This is a genomic window from Staphylococcus sp. EG-SA-2, from assembly GCF_017152085.1.
The window spans coordinates 1-616 of the sequence record NZ_JACYHC010001267.1 but is presented as its reverse complement, the minus strand read 5'-3'; the positions used below and the strand labels follow the sequence as shown (position 1 = coordinate 616).

Genomic DNA, 616 nt, shown 5'->3' with positions numbered 1-616 from the left:
ATTATTACCAGATAGTGATATCAGTTATGTCGCACAGTTTTTAAATACAAAGTCTACGTTCCAAGAGACGCATGATAAATCATCAAACATGATTGATAAGGATGATGTTCATGTTGAAACGAAAGATGTTGATGGCAACACATCTTTTGAAAATGAACAAACTTCATACTTAACTTCAGTTTTCGAAAAACATTTAAGTGACGAAAAATCAGAACAATTATTGCATCATATGCGTTCGGGTTTAACTTTGCTTGATTCAGTGAAAATAGTTAGTACCGAAGTTAAACAGTGGCAAACATATATCGCAGATTATCTATATCAATGCGATGTAATAAACGATCCAACGTCATTCGCTGAACTACTAGAGCAACGATTGATTGACAATCCAGGATGGATATTAAGTCCATATCCTGTTGCAATACCACACCTAAGAGACAATATGATTAAACACCCTATGATTCTAATCACAGTTTTAGAAGAACCGTTAACATTGCCTAGTATTCAAAATGACAATCAAACAATTAAATATATGATTTCCATGTTTATTCCTGACAATGATTTTATGGCATCACTGGTAAGTGACTTGTCCGAATTTTTAAGTTTGAAATTAGAATCT

At 32.8% G+C, this 616-nt stretch carries 1 protein-coding gene; it reads left to right on the top strand.

What is annotated here, in order from left to right; all coding sequences use genetic code 11:
- Positions 1-616, top strand: a 616-nt coding sequence (locus IDG60_RS28275; RefSeq protein ID WP_206161125.1) for a PTS sugar transporter subunit IIA, incomplete at both ends; no start/stop codon positions are given.